12 protein-coding genes are annotated in these 16,772 nt (G+C 64.6%); 10 read left to right on the forward strand and 2 right to left on the reverse strand.

Features of this window, described 5'->3' with window-relative positions; translation table 11 throughout:
* Nucleotides 1-54: 54 nt before the first annotated feature.
* From AB0M48_RS11025 to AB0M48_RS11040, 4 genes are read left to right on the forward strand one after another with little or no spacing between them, the layout of a single operon-like run.
* Nucleotides 55-1,359: a hypothetical protein gene (locus AB0M48_RS11025; RefSeq protein ID WP_363838900.1), complete on the forward strand. Its 1,305-nt coding sequence runs from the start codon at nucleotides 55-57 to the stop codon at nucleotides 1,357-1,359.
* Nucleotides 1,360-1,381: 22 nt separating this feature from the next.
* The gene (locus AB0M48_RS11030) at nucleotides 1,382-4,636 is read left to right on the forward strand and encodes a hypothetical protein (protein ID WP_363838903.1); all 3,255 of its coding nucleotides are present in this window, start codon (nucleotides 1,382-1,384) and stop codon (nucleotides 4,634-4,636) included.
* Between the two features lie 25 nt (nucleotides 4,637-4,661).
* Nucleotides 4,662-7,388, forward strand: a complete 2,727-nt coding sequence (locus tag AB0M48_RS11035; protein ID WP_363838906.1) for an RNaseH domain-containing protein — start codon at nucleotides 4,662-4,664, stop codon at nucleotides 7,386-7,388.
* A 5-nt stretch (nucleotides 7,389-7,393) separates the two neighbouring features.
* Nucleotides 7,394-8,053: a hypothetical protein gene (locus AB0M48_RS11040; protein WP_363838911.1), complete on the forward strand. Its 660-nt coding sequence runs from the start codon at nucleotides 7,394-7,396 to the stop codon at nucleotides 8,051-8,053.
* A gap of 426 nt (nucleotides 8,054-8,479) precedes the next feature.
* On the opposite strand, the gene AB0M48_RS11045 is transcribed toward AB0M48_RS11040, so the two are convergent.
* Nucleotides 8,480-8,608 carry a hypothetical protein gene (locus tag AB0M48_RS11045; protein WP_363838914.1) on the reverse strand — a complete coding sequence of 43 codons (129 nt, stop codon included), beginning with the start codon at nucleotides 8,606-8,608 and terminating at the stop codon, nucleotides 8,480-8,482.
* Between the two features lie 585 nt (nucleotides 8,609-9,193).
* On the opposite strand from AB0M48_RS11045, the gene AB0M48_RS11050 reads away from it, so the two are divergent.
* From AB0M48_RS11050 to AB0M48_RS11075, 6 genes are all read left to right on the forward strand, one after another.
* Nucleotides 9,194-9,793 (forward strand): hypothetical protein, encoded by a 600-nt coding sequence (locus tag AB0M48_RS11050; protein ID WP_363838918.1) that lies wholly within the window; start codon nucleotides 9,194-9,196, stop codon nucleotides 9,791-9,793.
* A complete protein-coding gene (locus AB0M48_RS11055) occupies nucleotides 9,790-10,974 on the forward strand; it encodes an XRE family transcriptional regulator (RefSeq protein WP_363838923.1) in 1,185 nt (394 codons plus the stop codon). The genes AB0M48_RS11050 and AB0M48_RS11055 overlap by 4 nt, the downstream gene beginning before the upstream one ends.
* A 164-nt stretch (nucleotides 10,975-11,138) precedes the next feature.
* Nucleotides 11,139-13,034 carry a P-loop NTPase fold protein gene (locus AB0M48_RS11060; protein ID WP_363838927.1) on the forward strand — a complete coding sequence of 632 codons (1,896 nt, stop codon included), beginning with the start codon at nucleotides 11,139-11,141 and terminating at the stop codon, nucleotides 13,032-13,034.
* Complete coding sequence (locus tag AB0M48_RS11065; protein ID WP_363838930.1) at nucleotides 13,034-13,813, forward strand: hypothetical protein; 780 nt, start codon at nucleotides 13,034-13,036, stop codon at nucleotides 13,811-13,813. The genes AB0M48_RS11060 and AB0M48_RS11065 overlap by 1 nt, the downstream gene beginning before the upstream one ends.
* Nucleotides 13,813-15,111, forward strand: coding sequence for a hypothetical protein (locus AB0M48_RS11070; protein WP_363838933.1), 1,299 nt, complete (start codon nucleotides 13,813-13,815; stop codon nucleotides 15,109-15,111). Before AB0M48_RS11065 ends, AB0M48_RS11070 begins: the two co-directional genes overlap by 1 nt.
* The gene (locus AB0M48_RS11075; RefSeq protein ID WP_363838937.1) at nucleotides 15,108-15,875 is read left to right on the forward strand and encodes a TatD family hydrolase; all 768 of its coding nucleotides are present in this window, start codon (nucleotides 15,108-15,110) and stop codon (nucleotides 15,873-15,875) included. Before AB0M48_RS11070 ends, AB0M48_RS11075 begins: the two co-directional genes overlap by 4 nt.
* Nucleotides 15,876-15,897: 22 nt before the next feature.
* Here AB0M48_RS11075 and AB0M48_RS11080 read toward each other — a convergent pair whose 3' ends face one another.
* Complete coding sequence (locus AB0M48_RS11080) at nucleotides 15,898-16,581, reverse strand: hypothetical protein (protein WP_363838940.1); 684 nt, start codon at nucleotides 16,579-16,581, stop codon at nucleotides 15,898-15,900.
* Nucleotides 16,582-16,772: the final 191 nt, after the last annotated feature.

Genomic DNA, 16,772 nt, shown 5'->3' on the forward strand with positions numbered 1-16,772 from the left:
GCTCACTTCCACAGAGTGCCGTCAGGCTCCAAAGGTCTGCTCCGGCATCGACTGATGGAATCGCCTGTCGATGGCCTGAGTTTCTTCGCTGCACCTGCTGCTCGCATCACTCTTTCGAGTGAAGAAGCTCTTCGTGAGGGACACGAGCGCCCGAAATTGTCGGGGGTGCTCTCTAACTTCTGCGGCGTGAGATCGACTGGATATCGCACGGGGTCGGCCAGCAGCCGAGGTACTGCTGAACGCGACTCCGAGGTCCTGCTTGCGCTGGTGGCGTCCGGCCTGGTGCGCATGCAGGCCTGGAAGGGCGTGCCCGACAGGGCTCGTCCGTACAACCGCAACCTGCAGCTGGCTCTGGACCGCATGGCAGCCCGGTGCGCTGTGGACGGTCGGGGAGATGCGCCGGCGCACGTGGGGGAGCTGGTGTGGGAGTGGGCGGCGAAGCGTCCCCTGAACTTGTGGCCGCTGACTTTCCCCGCGGAAGCGCAAGTGGGCGGAGAAAAGCTGCTCATCGATGGTGAGCCGACCGAGTTCTGCCACGAGTGGGCGGTTGAGGCGGCCGATGTTGTGGGAGAGGTCCACGAAAGCGCGCTGATAGCTCAGGTGCGGCTGGTTGCGTCAGGGCACGGCCGCCCCGAGGTATACGCGGAGTGGCGGAAGTTCGTGACTGAGAACTCCGTCGTGACGCCGTTGCAGATGCTCACGATGAAGAACAAGTTCGTTGACGTTCCGCAGTGGGCCAACTTGCTCGACGAGTCATACGAGGAGGTGCCGCCGGAAGCAACGGTCGCGGGCAGGATCGGTGTCTGCGGGGCGTGCAGGCAGTGGATCACGCCGAGTACGTCGGGGAACTGGCGGTGCACGACGTGGCGGTGCGTGAGAAGCCAGGCGGGCAGCAACCCGGACCTGGTGTCAGCGCAGGGACTCTTGCGGTTGCGTCGTGAGTTGGTGCGTTCCGTTGCGCTGCCAGGACTTCCTGAGCTGAAGCTGGCTCACGCGCTAGCCGGCCGCGGGGCCCAGGTCGTGTTGTACCCAGAGTTCGATTCGCTCGACCTGTTTGCCTTGTGGCCGTGTGGCTTCTCGGTGGCGGTGGACGTCAAGGACTGGTTGAAGCCGTACCTGCTAGCGCGGCGGATCAAGCGGTTTCCGGTGTGGGCCGAGCCCCACCGGTACGCCTACAAGAAGGCTGCACTGGTCGTGCCGGCGGATCGCACTCGGGCCAACTCGGCGTACTGCCAGATCGTGCGCACTCACAGCGACGCGTTGAGGGCGCAGCCGCACATCGCCGTGCTCACCGATGAGCAGTTGATCGCCCAGTGCCCGGACACCGGTGAGCAAGGAGTCGTGACCTGTGGCCCGTGATCGAAGCAGCTGGAGCAAGACCATGGCGCGCCGGTTCGCGAAACAGGCCGGCGTGCCCCAGAAGGATTTTCGGCCGATGCTCGAGGTGGAGTTGGCCTTGTTCGTCCTGGCCGAGTTCGCCCCGGGCGAGTCGGCGAAGGACGCGTGGGCATTGATGTCCGGCTACGACTTCCGCCGCGCCGGACATCGTCTTGGTCGGCTCCCGGCGGCGATCCGTTGGTTGTTGGAGCCGGTGAAGTCGGAACACGAGTGGGCAAGGCTGCTGGCTCAGTATCAGGTGTTCGCGCAGCAGGCGCGGATGTTCGACGTACCTGATGTTGCCCTGCCTCCTGTGCCTCGGAAGTTGGTGGACGGTGCAGCGCGTGAGGACCAGTACCGGGAACTGCTCGCTGCTCTTCCTCCGCACAAGTTGGAAGATCCGCTGATCGCTGAACTCGGTGTGCGGCATCGCGTGCGCCGTACGGGGCACAGCGTGGTCATCCCGGCCGAGATTGTGATGAAGCGACCGCCGAGGCACCGTCCGACGCGCGCACGCAAGATCTTCACCTTCACGTGGGCCGCTCTGCGCACGACGGCGATGTCGATGGACGCCCAGGACCACAAAAGCGGGCGCGACAACAAGTGGCTCGAGCGGATCGAAGATCTGGAACTGGTGGTCAACCGGCGAGGCCGACAGGTCACGGCCAAGAAGCTTCAACTCAAGGACCTGCTGCACGTAGTCGGCATGCCCGCGGTCGGCAAGACCACGTTGATCGTCGTGGCGTCCGTGCTCGCTTCCCGCCGCAAGCACCACGTCACAGTCGTACTCGGCGATGTGGTGTCGGTACTCACCATGGTTCGCGACCTCGAACGCTACAGCGTCGCGGCAGCGCCGATCCTGGGCTCGGCGTCGCGTGGTCGCCATCTGCAGCAGCTGCATCGCCCGGCGGCCCCTGAGGATCGTGGGCTGCCGCTGCTGATGGACGAGCGGATGAAGTGGGTGTCGACAGCTTGCACATTGCAGGGCCTGCTCGATCTGCCCGAACCGTGGCCTTTGCTCGACGCCCCTTGTGACCGCGGCCTAGAGCCGTGGCTGGATCATGATGATGCCGTTGATCCGCACACCCCGCCCAAGCCCTGTTCGTGCCCGCTGTTCGGCGACTGCGGCCGACACGAGGCAGCGCGCAAGCTCGCGACAGCACGAGTGTGGGTGGCGACCTCGGCAAGCCTGTTGCACTGCCGCGTGCCGAGCCAGTTGGCGGACAACGCGATGCGCTATCTGGAAATGGCATGGGCTCGTAGTGACGTGTTCTTCGTCGACGAGGCCGACCGAGTCCAGATCCAGTGGGATCAGGCGTTCAGCCCGTCGCAGAAGCTCACTGGTTCGGGCAGCGGAGCCTGGCTGGATGAGGTGCACGACCAGCTCGAAGGACATCTGCGCGCCACCCGGAGCAGGGACCTGGCCAGCGGTTCTGTCCGGGACTGGTCGGTGGACATCAACGCGGCCAAGATGCTGGTCAGCAGGATCCGTTCGCTGATCAGCGAACACGCGCACCTTCCCGAGTGGCTCAGCGAGGGCTACTTCAACGAGTGGCGCCTGAGCCTGCGATTGGCGTTGGAGATCGCCCAGAGGACGACGCCGCTGACCAACGGTGGAAGGCATGCCACCACGACCGTTGACCAGAACTGTGACAACAGTTGGAGGCAGAGCTTCGCGGAGTGGGTTCAACGGCCTGATGCTTCGAGAGGGCCTGGCACCGACCGACGAGCGAACAAGTTGCGCGAGTTGGCGACGAGGGTCCTCGATCCGACATCCGTGATCACTGACGCGCTGAAGGAATGGCTTGAGAACCAGCCGGACGTGGTGTTGTCCGGTCAGCCGCTGGAACGTCTGGCCGTCAGGTTGCACCTCACGATGCTCATCGCGTTGCTTGCCAAGAGGCTGGAGGTGCTCACGAGGATGTGCTGGGAGGTCGAGAACGCGACCGGACTGGAGTCCATGTCGACCAGCCTCGTGCATCGTCCGCCCGCCGAGTACCAGCCGGTGGTTCCGGAATCACCGATGGGCAACCTGCTCGGGTTCCAGTACCGCGAACAGGACGATGATCCGGACAGCCGGTTCGGCACCCTGTCGTTCTTCCGCTGCTCAGGCGTCGGCCGCTGGCTGCTCGTCAACCTCCACGGCCTCTACAGCGAGGGCTATCCAGGCCCAGGGCCTGGTGTGCTGTTGTTGTCTGCGACCAGTCGCGCGGGCACTTCGCCGCGATACGACGTCCAGGTTCCTGTGGCCGGCGTGCTGAAGTCCAGGATTGGCGAGGCGGTGCCGCTCGACGAGCGCATCGTGATGCACTACTCGCCTGTCGAAGACGTCGACCCCACCGGCAAACGCCACGCGATCCGCGTGTCCGGTCGCATGGGGCACGAACGGACAGAGGCGCTGACCGCGATGCTGTCCGGTTTGTGCAAGGCGCGCCCTGGAATGCGAGGACCGCGTCCGAGTCGACTCGAGGAGATCCGCGACGATCTCCCGGACGGACGACGTCGCATCCTGCTGCTGGTCGGCAGTTACCCCGAGACCAAGGACGTTCTGTCAGCCGTGCTCAAAATCCGTCCTGAGTGGACGGGAAAGATCCTGCGCATGGTGCCTGACGACGACACAGGTACGCACCACTGGAGCAACACCATCAGTCGCGGCAATATCGGCACCTTGGCCGATCATGAGGACGTGTGGCTGCTCGTCGCGCCGCTCCCGGCCATCGAGCGCGGCCACAACATCCTCAACGACCAGTACGTCGCCGCGCTCGGGGCCACGATGTACCTGGTGCGACCGCACCTGCATCCCGAAGACCTGGACTATCACGTTCAAGGCATGCATCGCTGGGCGATCGAGGAGATCCTCGGCGGAATGCCGTCCGCGGGCCCGATCACTCTGTCGCTCGGTGAGCGAGCTCAGCTGTTCCACAAGCTGTGCCACCGCGAATGGCTCAACCGTCTCGAAGAGTCATTGCGCTACGCCACGACCGAGCGGGATTCAGCGGAACGCCGCGCGATGGACTGGACGAACATCCCGCCGCTGACCCAGGTGATCGGCCGCATGCTCCGCGGCGGGGCAACGGCCCAGATCCACTTCTGTGACGGCGCCTTCGACCCCACCAGCGACGACAGCGCGTTGCTGGGGATGTACCGGGCGATCCAGGAAGGCATGAAAGGGCCGGACTCCACCGTCGTCACCACCCTCTATCAGCCACTCAGTCATGCACTACGCAAGATGCTGGAGAAGTTCCGTGCCACGCTATGACAGGTCGCAGCCTTTCGCTTTCGACTTGAACACCCTCAACGGTCATCCGCTCGCGGCTCACCGTCTATACGAGTTCCCACCTGAGTGGGCGAGCCCGTTGCGGGAGAAAGTATTCCCCTCGCTCGACCCAGAGCAGCCGCGAAGCATTCCGTTGTGGGCCACCAATGAGGCCATCGCGATGCTGCTGCCGCAAGTCCTCACCCACGACGCGCGCGGGCGGGCGGGGACTCCCTGGCTGGCGTGGGCGATCAACGACGGCACTCCTGAACCTGACCCGCAACTGCTCGTCGAGCTCGTCCGAGGCGGGCTGATCGCTGCGGCGCTGGATCGCAACGCCAAAATGGCCCGGTGGCACCGTCCCCCTGCCGTCGACCTCACCGCTCTCCAGGAGGTGCTGGTCACCTTCAAACCGGAACACCTACGGCACACGGTACGCACCACGAAGATCGAGGCCGGCCAGGAACTCGAACCGGTGGACTACACCCTCATCGCGCAGATGTTCGCCACTCACCTTGTGGCGAGCGGGTGGCAGGTCGAACACAGCGAGTACAGCAGAGAGGACGGCGCGCTTCTGCTGGACAAGCACGACGAGCCGATCCACATCGGGCACGGGAGGTCGCACTGGCGTCGAACGGCGGCGCGTGATGTCGGGGCTGAACTCATCTCGAATGTTCACGTCGCGAAAAAGGGAAAACGGGAGTACCCGTGGTCGTACACGCTGCGACTGAGCGTGCAGAACATCCCGCTGGACGGCAGCGTCGTACTGCACGCCGCAGTGGGCATGAGGCGATGGACGGCTTCCAACGCCTACGATGCTTCGCGGGCGATCGGTGTGCACCTGTTCACCCCGTCGCCCTGGGCGGACGAGGCTTGCCCGATAGGTGTGGCAAGCATCAAGTGGCAGCCGGGTCCCAAGGGGAAGAAGCAAGGCGCAATGAGGTGGAACGACGACCTCGCGCCCGTGCTCGAACGCCTCACCAGCACCGAGTTCCTCCCCGATCCCGTGCAGTTGGCTCGTGACCCGCTCACCTACATGAACCTGGAAGACGGAGGATGGCCGTTGGCGGCGGTGCCCTTCCGCTACGGCCTGGGAAAGAACTGCCGGCACGCAGTGGGCGACGGTGTGTCGGTGCGGGACCGCAAGCGCATCTTCGACGCGCTGCGGCCGGCGCTCGCGGACTTCGCCACGCCGAGTGAGCCGTTCGTGCGGCACCACGTCGCGCGGCCACCCAGGCGCACCTCGGCAGAGATCCAGTCCATCCGATCGGAAGACCTCGCCGCGGCCGCGGGCGAACGCGTCGAGCTGACGTTGTGGTGGGACACCGACGTCATGCGCAGGGAAGCGATCGCGGCGGTAACCAAAGCGCTCGGCGTGACGTGGCCGCTGGACCAAGACGACACCGCCACGACTTCGGTGGTGTTCGAGCTTTCAGGCCTGCAGATCGCCATTCGCCAGATTCCGGTCGGCGACATCGCCGCTCCGCTCCAACTCGACGGCTCTGTCAGCGCGTACCGCGACCGCATCGCTCAAGCAGCGTCGATACGCCGCGAGTTCGTCCGGGACGCGATGACGGCGGCCCGAGACCGAAGCCTCCCGGACGCAGCGAGGTTCGCCCTCATCGAAATGGCCAACGCCGATGCGTTCGGGCGTGACCAGGACCCCAAACAACAGGTAAAGCTGGCCGCTGGTCAGGTCGACGTGCTCACCCAGAACCTCACGCCACCGCAGAAAGAGGTGGAAGAAGGAAAGAGAGGCGGTGAGACGGCTTCCAGCCGCAAGCAACGCACGGCCAAGGCGGTGGGTGATCTGCTGACGCGACAGACGGGCCTGCTTCACCGGCCACGAGTCTTGGGCACCCCCACGACTCCGCTCAACGACGTCACGCCGCTCGGCCTGTGGGTCGTCCGCCGGAACGGCGACGCGCGAGCTGTGCTGCCGATGGCTGTGGCCTGGCTGCCGGACGTGCCCTACGCCACCATGAGGCTTCCCGGTCCCGACAACACCTGGTTGCCCTATCACAAAGCAATGTTGCGACTGTCTACCTGGAACACAGAACGCAGGTTCAAGGACAAGGACGTGCACGGCTTCTTCGCTGAAGTCCTCGAAGAAGCAGCCGACGGCAGTGACATCGCGTTGTTCACCCACACACAGAACATCCGGTCCAACTGCCCCGGCATGGCCAACGGCCACCTGCTTGCGGACACTCTCGCGTTCGACCCGGAACACCCCTTCGACATTGACCGCTTGAAGGGCGTGCGTCACCTGCGACTGCGTACGAACCTGCGGCACGAAACGACGCAGCAGTACGCCTTCAACAGCAAGGACGAGCTTCGCGAGCTCGCAGGCATCGCCGCCGGCCTGTGGCAACACCCTCGCCACGACAGGCTGTTCTTCAGTCTTGCCGACAAGCCGGGAACCGCAACCACCACAGGCTCACCTGGTGGTTCACGGCTGGAACCCCATTGGGGCAGGACGGGTAAGAAGGACGAGAACGACAACCCGATCTTGGGCTGGAAGTTCGACACCTTCAAGGACGTCTGGAACCCGCAGATGCTCGAAGTGCTCTTCGCTCTCAAACAGGAAGGGGACGACTCCGTGGCCTGGGCGGCGTTCGCGCACCAGCAGCGTTACACGGCAGCACATTTCGCCGACCCGCTGCTTCTTCCTGGTGTGCTGCACCTGGCTCAGAAAGCGGGCGAGTACCTGCTGCCTTCCTACGAGCGCGAGTCCCTGGTGGAGAAGGACTTCTGATAGCGATGTCTGCTGACGAGCACGGCGAGGACATCAACGACATGCCTGACGGCGTTGGGCCTCGCCGTGCTCGAACCAGTGACGTCGTGCAGTCGGCGTTGAACCTAAACGAGAGGCAGCACGGCTATCTGGAGGTGTTCTACGAGCTTGATCAGGAGGCGGAGCGCCGTCAGCAGCGCCGGTGGCACCAGAATCTCCACCGCGACCGCGCGTCGGACTGGCGTTGGATTCCGTACTCCGTTGACGCGCCGTCAGCGGATCCCACGCCAGCGCAGCAGATGCTTGCGACAAAGGGAATCCACGACGCAGGCGCAGGATCAACACTCGCGGCCCTGTTCCGGCGAGGGCTGATCGATCTGAGGCACGTCACAATCGATACTGCGCAAGGACCGTTGCCGCAAGCAGAAGTCCGGCTCACGCCGAAGGGCCGCGCGGCTTTCCGTGCGAGCCTTCCTGTGGACGACAACAGTACCCGGCTTCCGGACTGGCTTCACGACGCACTGTCCAAGATCGGTGACGCCCCTGATGCGGTGCTGCTCAAGACGAACATCGGGCGAACCGCTGCGAGAAGGCTTGGTGCGAAAGGCCTGGGGTACATCGAGGACGCCACTCCTTGGTCCTACCGCCTGACAGACGAAGGGCGCGGCTACCTCGACTCTCTCTAGGTTGTCGGCCTAGGTGCAGCCGATCGGTAGCGTTGCTCGTACGACCTGCGGGAACTTGTTGAAAGGCCAGTGGCGGCGGCATTCCCTCCTGGCGGTTGGTGGCCTCGGTACGTGCCGCCGCCCTGGCCGGACCTCGGGGAGGGCACCACCCTGCGCGAGGACCTCGTGGTGCGGAGGGCCGGACCTCGGGCGGGAGTACCAAAGGATGGGAACAGGGCTGACCAGCGGTTTCATGTTGGCAGTCTGGTAGTTGAGTCTCGTTTCGAGTTGTTTTCGCACCCGTGACGCCCGCCTGGGGCGGGACAATTGGCCCCGCCTCAAGCTTGATCGACTGCCAGAAGCCGCGAGGCGCTTCCATGCCGCTCGTGTCCAGCGGTCGTTGCGCTGAATCGCGTTCGCATCACTTCGGGTTCGCCCTAGTGGTGCTTACCTGTGGTCGTGAACCTTGTCCACTGACCACCCGATGAACTCCGCGATCTCTTCGTCGGGGGTGCCCCACGAGGAGATCCAGTCGTCCAGCGCCGCGCTCAGGCTGTCGGGGATGCCCGCGGTCACGGGCCGGGGTCCAGGCTCGGACTTGATCTGGTCGATGTGGATCCACGTGCCATCGGGATCGAGGCGGTCGGCGTCGTGTCGTAACCTTCGAGACCGTCGCCGCCGTGAGCTTACAGACGATCAGTGTCGTACTGACGTGGCGCGGACGAGATAGCGACACGCCAGGTGGCCAGCGCGCGAACCGCAACCCCGTAGGAGACCAACGGGAACGGATGCGAACTGGGATTGAGGTTCTGCCTTGACGCCGGCCTCGCGGGGTGCGCACCACGGGCCTTTGGACGAGGCGCTGAAGTATCGCTGATGGTGCAGTTAGCGGCCCCGACACGCCGACACGGTTGATTCTGGCCCATTAGATACTGGTTCTGGTGTACCTTTGGCGCCGTGAGCGAACAGCAGGATGTTATCGCGGAGCTCGGCGATGCCGGCGCACTGGCTGGCGTGCGCTAGGCGTACCTGTCGGCCACTACCCGGTCGCTGGAGACCTACTCGGAGGCCGATGGCCACGACGCCGCTTGGCTCGGCAACACGCGGTACACCCTGTTCCGCGACCGCCTTGACCGCGTCTTCGCGTGCGAGCGCTACGCGGTGCGCTCCGGCAACGACGATGCCGATCTCGACTTGCTGTACGACCAGCTGTCGAAGCGGGACATCGACACCATGCCGCGGCTGGACGCCGGACTGGTGCGACGAGCCAACCTCAACGGCAGTCCCGGCTGGGCGCACGGCGAGCGTCGGTTCCTGCTTGCATCGAGTGTCTTCGGCAAGATCGACCAGCTGCCTTGGCCGCAGAAGAGCCCGACGAAGCAGCGGGTCGCCCGCCAGCGCAACCCGGAGCCGCCGCAGCCCTCGCTCTTTGAAGACCTCGCACTGGAAGAGATCGGCGGCTTGGAGGCCTTGGTGGCAGCCGGACAGGATCTCGACCTCAAGACGTATGTGGTCGCCCATAGCCTCGACCCGCTCAGTCAGCAGGTCGAGTTGGTCTTCGGTCGGCCCCGGCTGAACTCCGGCGGCGGTCAGGCCTGGCATTGGCGTCAGAACCTCCTGGGCACCCCTACATCTGGCGGTGGACGCCGTACGGAGACCACCCCGCTGCCGACCGGACCCAACACCGTGCCGGACGCGCCTGTCCGCCTGCGTCGGCCCGCAGAAGAACGGCGTGATGACCGCGCCAGTGGTGAACAGTGAGCTCTCGCAGGTCCAGTGCAGACCGGGCGGCGGAAGTCGCCCCCTTCTTCGACGGAGCCCGCCTGAGGCTAGCCAGGCATCTGGCGGGTCTCCGCAAGAGCGACCTCGCCGCGCTGGTCGACAAGAGTGCGACCGCCGTGGCGGCGTGGGAGTCCGGCGCAAAGCGGCCCACAGCCGCCACGGTGGCGCAGCTGGCGCTGAGCCTGTCGGTCGATCCAGGGTTCTTCGCTGTACGCCCGGAGGACGTGGCTGCCCTGAGCACCACGCCACACTTCCGCTCGCTGCGTTCGACCAGTCAACTCGCTCGCGATCAGGCGTACGCCTATGGGCAACTTGCCGTGGACATCGCCACCAGTCTGGAGCGGCACGTCGAGTTCCCGGACCCGGACGTGCCGAGTTTTCCTGTATTTGCGGATGACCAGGATGGGGACGGTCCCGAGCGCGCCGCGCGGCTTGTCCGCCAGGAGTGGGGGATTGACGTTGGTCCTGCTGGGCACCTCGTCCGGCTGCTGGAGAACCAGGGCGTGCTCGTGGTGTTCAGTCCACCACAAACAGCGTTGGTAGACGCCTACTCGTTTGACAGCAAGCTACGGCCGGTGGTCGTGCTCAACCCGATCAAGCGGGACTACTACCGCCAACGGTTCGACATCGCGCATGAGCTGGGGCATCTGGTCATGCATGCCGATGCTGAGCCGGGTGGGCGCATTGTCGAGGATCAGGCGCACCGTTTTGCCGCTGAACTGTTGATGCCGGCAGACCAAATTCGGGACCTCTTGCCTGTCACCATGGGTGGCAATGTGTGGCGAACGCTCGCCCGGCTCAAGGAGCAGTGGGGTGTCAGCATCCAAGCTCTGCTGTACCGCGCCCGGTGGCTAGGGCGGCTAAGCGATGTGTCGTACCGCAACGCCATGACGACAATCTCTGCTCGTGGTTGGCGGCGAAACGAACCAGGCCTGGTTGCCGCTATCGAACAGCCGTCTCTGCTGCCGAGGGCAGTGGAGCTACTGGTTCAAGAAGGTATTGATGAGGCACAGCTAATCACGCAGTGCCGCGTGCCGCCGGATTTGTTCCGAACTATTACGGCGCGTGCGCCTGGAAATGACTCACCTCCGCCAGTTGAACCACCGATCAACCCGCACCCTGCGGGCGGGCGGGTCGTGTCACTTTTGGAACGGCGTTGAACAGTGACGAGGGGAAGACTGGTGGGTCGTAAATTGCGGGTGGCTGAACTTGAAGGTTTCAGCAAAAGGGGAGAAGACTGTTATAGTCTGAGTATTCGAGAATCATTCATGACGAATGCTTCTTCATTTAGTCGCGCAGGTTCGGTCCCAGTAGAGGTGATCGCATGACGACTGCCGCGCGGTCCGGCCTATGGTCCGATGACCCTGCTCGCGTAGACCTGCTGTCTTTTGACGCGGTCGCACAGACTGTCGCCGATGTCCTGCTCGATGACTCGCTGGATCCTGTTGCTCTTGGGCTGTCTGGTAGTTGGGGCAGCGGCAAGACCACCGTGCTCGGCTTGGTCGCTCAGGAGCTGGACCGCCGCAAGACGGCGGATCAGAAGGTGTTGGTCATCCAGACAGACCCTTGGCGCTATGACCCGTCGACGGGCGCCAAGGAAAGCCTCATTGCTGAGGTGCTGGACGCGCTGGCCGCAGAGGTCAATCGTTCCGAAACGAAGACCGACAAGGCCAAGAATCTCTTGGTGAAGCTCGGCAAGCGTGTCGACTGGGCCAAGGCGATCAAGCTGGCGGCAACGTCCTCGCTGACGTTGCAGATCCCGAGCTTCGACAAGCTTGTTGAGCTGGTGAAGCCCAAGGAGGCTGATAAGGAGTCAGTGCGTGGCCTGGAGGAGTTCCGGGACGAGTTTGCGGAGCTGCTCGGCTCCGACGACCTGAAGCACATCCGAGCCGTCGCTGTCCTGGTGGATGACCTGGACCGTTGCCTGCCGGAGACGGTCGTCCAGAGCCTGGAAGCGATGCGGCTGTTCCTGGCCGTACCGAAGATGTCGTTCGTGATCGCAGCTGACGAGGAGCGTGTAGCCGACGCCATCCGGACGCGGTTCAAGGCCACGGGACGGCCCGACGAGAGCGACGACGACCGCCAGGACCCGGCCACCCTCTACCTGCACAAGATCGTGCAGACCACCATCCCGCTCCCGGCGCTGAGTCACTTCGACACCCAGGCGTACTTGCTGCTGCTTCAGATGCAGGCCACCGCCAAGACCGAACAGCTCTCCACGCTTATCGAGCGGTGCGCCCAGGTCAGGCGTGATGGTGGCGGTATTGACGACATCGGGCAGATCGACGGGCTGGCCATGGATGACCAGCTGGCGTTTGCGACGCGCCTGACGCCGTTGCTGTACGAGAAGCTTCGGGGAAACCCGCGATACATCAAGCGATTCCTCAATGATCTACGCGTCCGTCAGTCGGTGGCCTCGCGCAGAGGCATCAGCCTGGACCCTGCCGTGGTCGCGAAGCTCATGACTCTCGAAGCTCTGATGAAGCCTGAGTTCAAGCTGTTGCTGGACTGGTTTGCCAAGGGCGAGATGCGCGACCAGCTGGAGCGCCTGGAGGTTGAGGCCGGCCGGCCCGCGCAGTCCGGCACAGTTGCTGTAGATGGCCAAGTAGAGGGCGACGGTTCAGGCGAGTCTGCTTCACGACCGCGGGAGTCGACGTTTGCTCGACGTCAGAAGTCGGCCACTCCGGCTACGTCAGGCCAGTTTTCTCAGGCCATGGTGCGGTGGGCCAAGCTTGCACCTCCGCTGCGTGGACTCGACCTGTCGCCTTACTTGACCCTGGCGGCGAGTTTCGCCGGCGTCACCCTTATCGATGACAGCCTGCCTGAGCGCTTGCGCGACATCGCAGCCAACTTGCTTTCTGAGTCACGGCGCGAACAAGCCTCGGTGACGGACGCCGAACTGGATGAGCTGGGTGACGGCGACGCCACGGACCTGTTGCGGCACATCGGACGGACCATGCGCGACCAGCCGAACAAGCAGAAGGCTGGCGTCAACGCCGTGCTGCGTATCGCTCGGCGGCGACCGGGTGTGGTCATTGCGGCCCGTGATGCGCTGCTGATGCTGCCGCCCAGCGAGATCACCATCGCCACGCCGCTGCAGTTCAAGACAAGCGATCACGCTGACGTCCGTAGCGTTCTCGCCACCTGGAAAGAGAAGCTTCCGGACGGAAAGGTCAAGAACGCTGTCGGGAGCGCCCTGCAGAACCGAGGTACAGCCTGATGGGCACCAGCGGTGCGTACTCCGGCAGCGGCGGCAAGGATGGAAAAGCGGTTCGGAACACCGTCAGCGACTACCTTGACGGCCTGTCCGAACAGGGCGGTGACGGCCAGAGTGGCGACCGGCCTCCGCTCGATCCATCTGCGCTCCAGCGTGTCATCAACCTCATCCGTCCCCGTTCGTCCGGTGGAGGCGGTGGTGACGGCCCTGGCGGTGGAGGCGGTGGTGGGGGCACCTCCGGTGGCGGTCGCAGTGGCGGTGGGCCACAACGGACAGCGGCAAGCTCGGCTCGCACTGCCGGGCGCGCGGCAGCGGCAGCCTATGCGTACAGCACAGGCGATGCAGCCACGCTGCAACGACTGGGCCTGGATTACGACGAGCTGCGCGGCCTGGGCGATGACATCGAGGTGATGCGCCGCATTGTTGATATGGCTTGCAGCACGCCAGACAGCAGCATCGAGGACCACGAACAGCGGTTCGTTGCCGCCGAGGTTGCTGAGTGGGTGATGGAGCAGGAGCGGGACGGCTACCGCCCTACTCCAGAGGAGATGGTTCGCCAGACTATCGCGGTCATCATTGCCGAGACGCTGTTGGTCGAGACCGGCGATCTGGTCAACGGGCACGAGCTGGCCGACGTGGCTGAGCAGGACATCCGGGACGCAGCCGAAGCCATTGCCGCACAGGCAGACTTGTCGGTGAGTGGTGTGTCCGAGGACGAGATCAGCCGCGCTGTCGAGGACGGCCTCGAGCGGCTCCGCGGCATCGTGGGAGGCGACAACTGATGCCTCGCTTCGCCCTGCGCTTGAGCGCCGCTGATGACATCCCGGCGGATGAAGCCGCCTCCTCTTTCTACTGGCTTGACGACCAACGATCGTCCTTCACACCCGGCATCGGCCCCCACCTCGGACGGCTGGGCGCCATCCCGCCACTCAACGTCGATGTCGTGCGCATCGCCCTCACGGTGCTCGCCGCCGACCGCTCGGTGCTTCGCCAGAGCGGCGGGTCGGACTGGAACCGGCGCCAGATTGATCTTGAAATACCTGTTTCCGACGCAGCGGCATGGAACGCTGTTAGTGAGGAATTGGCGCGAACACTCGGGTTCCTCAGCGGTGACCGGTGGGGACTGTCCTTTGTGCAGCAGGAAGATCGCGCATCGGGAAATGCTGCTCAGGTAGAGGAAGGCGTTGCACCCCAGCGTGTTGTCCTGCTGAGCGGTGGCGCGGACTCTGCGATCGGTGGCCTGTACTCGCGTTCGCTGCTTGGGGCGGGCGAACACCACGTGCTGTTGTCGCACTTCACCAACACGATGCTCGCGCCCATCCAGCGCCACGTTGCGGCCGAGATCGAACGGCTCGTACCAGGCCCCAGCCAGGAGCGCGTGGTGGTACATCTCGGACGCCGCGGCGAACGGATCGACGGCACCTCGTACCCGTCCGAGCCGACTACCCGGTCGCGGTCGTTCTTGTTCCTGGCGCTCGGGCTTGCGGTGGCCTCCATCCACCAAGTGCCGCTTTGGATACCCGAGAACGGCTTCGCGTCGATCAACCCGCCGCTCGGACGAGAGCGGCTCGGCAGCCTGTCCACGCGGACCACCCACCCAAGGTTCCTTCAGGACCTGTCCGGAGTCCTTGCCAAGGCCGGAGCTCACGCCCTGATCGAGAATCCTTTCGCACAAACCACGAAGGGCGAGATGTACCGGCGGGCCATGGGCCTTATCGGCGTAGATGAAGCCTCTGCCTTCCTGAGCGCAACACACTCGTGCGCATTGACGGGACAGCGGGCGCACGGCTTCAGTAGCGACCGCCCTTGCGGTGTGTGCTTCGGCTGCGTGCTCAGGCGGGCGTCCTTCACCTCGTCCGGTCTCGCCGACCGCAGCGACTACATCGCACCGAGCAGTGACGGCGATGTGCAGAAGTGGCTCGACTCCAAGTCGGTGGAGCAGCCGGTCCGCAACTTCATCCGGCGCGGCGTGACCATGCGAGACCTCACGACACTGAGCCTTCCGGCTGACTACCCCATGCGTGATGCGTTCGATCTATGCCAGCGCGGCGTTCAGGAGCTACGGAGCCTCTACTCATGAAGCGTATGCCGCCGATCGACATGCACACCCACATCGAGCCGGATATCTCCGCTCGCGACCTGTTGGAGCTTGGCGCGCTGGTCTTTGCGGCGACGCGTTCGCTGGACGAAGCCGAGCAGGCGCTAGAGCGCTCCGACTCATGGACCGTCTGGGGCGTCGGATGTCATCCAGGCCTCGTCGGCGTCCAGAAGGCTTTCGACCAGCGTCGGTTTAGCGAACTCATTCAGAGCACTGCCTACGTCAGCGAGGTCGGGCTCGACGGCAAGTCGCGCGTTCCAATGGAGACGCAGCGAAGGACATTCGACGCCGTACTTACGGCGCTTCAAGGCACCCCACGGCTGACGAGCATCCACAGCTATGCCGCCACCGACGAAGTGCTTCGAAGCCTGACTGCCCATCCGATACATGGCGCCGTCCTGCACTGGTGGCTCGGCGACGAAGAGGGCACCAAGAAGGCCATCGAACTGGGCTGTTACTTCTCAGTCAACGCGTCGATGCTGAGGGGCACAGACTCGCTGCGCCGTCTGCCCCTGGACCGCATGCTTCCCGAGACTGACCATCCCTTCGGCGACAAGACCAGCGGGCGAGGCCGCCGGCCTGGCAACGTAGAGAATGTCGAGCAGGCTCTAGCCCGCATGCATGGAGTGCAGCCAGCCGAAGTACGCAAAATCATGTGGCAGAACCTCGCGCAGCTCATGCAGGACACCAAGTGCGGAGCACTACTTCCGCGGCCAGTGCGCACGACGCTTGTAGCGGCTGGATAGGTCATCAATGCTGTAGATCCGGTTACGCAGCGGCACCGAGCAGGTCCTGTGCGGTATCCGAACTGTGCAGCAGGTTCTTCAGCTCGCGTTCCATCGCGATCTGCAACCCCTGCTCCGCAGGGCAAGTAACCAGCGAGCGGACGATTGCGAGATCGCGCAAGGGGTGGTCGGGAGGGGCCTCTGCCGGGATTGGATGGTTCCGGGCGGTCGGCCACGATGACGCGCGAGCCGGACGGGGGAGCAGCAGGGGGCAGGGCCGCGATGCTGTGCCAGTCCGGGCCCGTGTGGACGCCGCGGTCCTCGTCCAGACCGTCGACGAGACAACGTCGACCTCGCCCGCGGTGTCATCGTCATCGACCCACACATCGGAGCACTGCACGAGAGTGCCCACACGCGATGGCTCGGCGCGCCCAAGACAGCGGCATCCGCTCCAGGCGGCGGTGATGGTGAGCAGGCTGGCGGCTTCTCCGTCGAGTGTGGTGGCTTGTTCGGCGATGCGGAGGACTTCGGTGGGTGTTGGCCAGACACGCTGAGCGTGATCTTCCAGCCGGTTGCTGAGGCCGTTGCGGTGTTGTGCGCGCAAGCCGTCGAGCTTGAACTCGTAGGCGAAGCGCGGGTCTTCGACGAGTTCGTCGTCGTCCGCACACGCCTTCATCGGCTCGATGTAGGCAAGCAGTCCTTGTTCGGAGGCCAGCGGCGGCGGCATCTCCCGCTGTCGGTCGGTGATCTAGGTATGCGCCGCCGCCCTGGCCGGACTTCGGGCAGGGCACCAACCTGCGCGAGATCGTTGTGCACAGGGCCGGACTTCGGGCGGGAGTATCAAAGGATGGGAACAGGGCTGACCAGCGATTTCACGCTGGCATTCTGGTGGTGGAGTCAAGTTTCGGGCTGTCCGTG

The sequence above is a fragment of the Lentzea sp. NPDC051208 genome (genome assembly GCF_040682435.1).
GTDB classification, from domain to species: domain Bacteria; phylum Actinomycetota; class Actinomycetes; order Mycobacteriales; family Pseudonocardiaceae; genus Lentzea; species Lentzea kristufekii.